At 41.4% G+C, this 2,168-nt stretch carries 2 protein-coding genes and 1 pseudogene; all 3 read left to right on the top strand.

From position 1 onward, the window contains the following. Positions 1-251 precede the first annotated feature (251 nt). Entirely contained in the window at positions 252-1,433 is a 1,182-nt protein-coding gene (locus tag ACFIKE_RS09770; protein ID WP_015856774.1) for a site-specific integrase, read from the top strand. Positions 1,434-1,609: 176 nt separating this feature from the next. Beyond that, the gene (locus ACFIKE_RS09765; RefSeq protein WP_015856773.1) at positions 1,610-1,810 is read left to right on the top strand and encodes an AlpA family transcriptional regulator; all 201 of its coding nucleotides are present in this window, start codon (positions 1,610-1,612) and stop codon (positions 1,808-1,810) included. 99 nt (positions 1,811-1,909) lie between these two features. Next, positions 1,910-2,168 (top strand): annotated as a pseudogene (locus tag ACFIKE_RS09760) (virulence-associated protein E); the annotation flags it as partial.

The raw sequence follows: 2,168 nt of genomic DNA, 5'->3' as shown, positions 1-2,168 counted from the left end.
AAAAATGTAGATTTTTGGCTTGCACTTTGCTCCCCCTCCGGTTGCGAGCGCCCTCGCATTAGTATTCCGGGGTCTGGCAACACATTGATTTATAATAATAAATCATCCTTTTTCAACTTGAATCATAACTCCGAATATAGTAAGATTTTCTCATCACAAACCCTCTCAGATTGAATCAATTAATATCACTTGCTTGCACGTCAAAAGCGGGGCTGGTGTGTGGGTAAAAATGAGGAAAGAAAGGAGTAAAAATGCCTCTTATGAATCGTCTTAATGCAAGGGCTGTCGCAACATTGGGGGCTGGCAAATATAATGATGGTGCCGGCTTGCTTCTCCATAAGCGTAAAGATGGTGGTGCTCAATGGCTTTATCGTTATACCATTCATGGTCGGCGCCGCGAAATGGGCTTGGGTGCGTTGCGAAATGTTTCTTTAAAAAAAGCCCGTGAATTAGCAAATCAATGGCGTTCTGTTTTGCATGAGGGGCGTGATCCCATTAAAGAACGTGAGAAACAAAAGCGTGAGGCAATAAGTAATCTCCATTATTTAAAAGACATTGCCTTAGATGCTTTTGAAAGTCGTAAAGCTGAATTAAAAGGAGATGGCAAGGCTGGGAATTGGTTTCTACCTTTACAACTTTATATTCTCCCCAAATTAGGCTGTATTCCTATTTCAGAAATTACACAAACAGAGATACGCAATGTTCTTGCTCCCATCTGGCATGCAAAAGCTGCAACCGCAGAGAAAGCAATAAATCGTCTTAATATTTGTCTCAAACATGCTGCTGCTTTGGGGCTGGATGTTGATTTACAAGCAACGATAAAAGCACGGGCTCTCTTAGGGAAACAACGCCATAAAGCACAAAATTTACCAGCAATGGACTGGAAAGATGTTCCTGCCTTTTATCAGTCACTCTGCAAAACAACAACAATGACACAACTGGCTTTGCGTTTTCTTATTCTTACAGGCGTTCGTACACGTCCTTTGCGCTATATGCATGAAGATCAGATTGATGGGGATATATGGACCATTCCTGCTGAAAGTATGAAAGGACGACGCGATGCTACAGAAGAATTCCGCGTTCCTTTATCATCAGAAGCACTAAAAGTGATTAAACAAGCACGCCTTTTATCTCGTAATGGGTTTCTTTTTTCTGCAACCGGTCGTGGTCCCCTTGCACAGAACAGCATGTTACAATACATGAAAAAAACAGGACTTGAAGCCTGTCCGCATGGTTTTCGCTCTAGTTTACGTGATTGGCTCGCAGAAACAACCAATGCCCCTTATGAGGTCGCTGAAACCATTCTAGGTCATACGGTTGGGGGAAAAGTGGAGCGTGCCTATCGTCGGACTGACTATTTAGAACAGCGTCGTATTTTTATGGATAGATGGGCTTCTTATGTTACTGATCAAAACAATAAAAGTTGTGGATAGCTCTATGTCTCCATTTTCCTTATTTTATCCATAACGGATAATACAATCACAAATTATTGCTTCTCTTGATAAAAAATCACAAGATATTGTTTTTTTGCTGGAAAAGTTTGCTACGAATTGCTATTTATATATAGTTAATAAACAGTGATTCTATCATTTAATATAAAGGGGATTCCATGATTCCAAACGGACCACTCCTCACAGTACGTGAGAGTGCAAAACTACTTAATATAAGCGTTTCAACACTTTGGCGGCGGGTCGCTGATGGCTCAGTACCAAAGCCTTTAAAGATTGGTTCCTTAGCGCGCTGGTTACAATCTGACCTTTGCGATGTAATCGAAAAGGCAAAAAACCAACGTGGCAACGACGCCGCCTAAAGAAAACTTCGCCTTATAGGACAGACAAAGTATTTCGACTTTCGCAAATCCCGAAATAACAGAATCTGTCCTGTAATGCAAGTAGCAGGAAGGGATTTTATGCATTTTACAAATGCTACAACAAGCAATGCTTATGCATTGCATACAACAGCTCAAAAAATTACTTGTGCATTACGTGGAGTTTGGCATGGGCGTTATGGAATAGCCCGTTGCCCTGCTCATGATGATAGGCTGCCTAGCTTATCCCTTGCCAATGGACATGATGGGCGTCTTTTACTCTATTGTTATGCTGGCTGCTCTTTTAGAGAGATCATACAAGCGCTCATTAGAATTGGCTTGCTTGGAAAACAAGCCTTTT

This window comes from Bartonella sp. MU70NMGDW (assembly GCF_042194085.1).
Classification (GTDB): domain Bacteria; phylum Pseudomonadota; class Alphaproteobacteria; order Rhizobiales; family Rhizobiaceae; genus Bartonella; species Bartonella grahamii.
Note: the sequence above shows the minus strand (reverse complement) of the source record. Positions and strands in the feature narration are given on the sequence as shown.

Excerpts from the sequence above, each read along its gene's own strand:
- ACFIKE_RS09770 (WP_015856774.1), top strand. The coding sequence starts at position 252 with ATGCCTCTTATGAATCGTCTTAATGCAAGGGCTGTCGCAACATTGGGG.
- ACFIKE_RS09765 (WP_015856773.1), top strand. The coding sequence starts at position 1,610 with ATGATTCCAAACGGACCACTCCTCACAGTACGTGAGAGTGCAAAACTA.